This window comes from Flavobacterium nitrogenifigens, assembly GCF_003254565.1.
Classification (GTDB): Bacteria; Bacteroidota; Bacteroidia; order Flavobacteriales; family Flavobacteriaceae; genus Flavobacterium; species Flavobacterium nitrogenifigens.
The window spans coordinates 1-225 of sequence record NZ_QJRI01000017.1 but is presented as its reverse complement, the minus strand read 5'-3'; the positions used below and the strand labels follow the sequence as shown (position 1 = coordinate 225).

Annotated in this window: 1 protein-coding gene; it reads right to left on the bottom strand. The window is 43.6% G+C overall.

Translation table 11 applies throughout. The features are described from left to right. Window positions 1–225: DUF11 domain-containing protein (locus tag DM397_RS00070; protein WP_162615401.1), on the bottom strand; the 225-nt coding region annotated here is incomplete at both ends.

The following is a 225-nucleotide window of genomic DNA, read 5'->3' as shown; positions in this document are numbered from 1 at the left end:
AGTGTGAGTGGCTGCAATTGCCATATTTCCAACTGTCCATAAACCTGTTGCTGGATTATAACTTCCAGCTGTTGCAGTGTACGACACATATGTATATCCAGATGGGAGCAAATCGGTAACAGCAACACCATCTGTTGCTTGCGGGCCCGCATTATTTAACTGCAAACTGAAAGTTACCTGAGAACCTACAAGTGGAGTGGCATTATCGACTGTTTTGGTTAATGA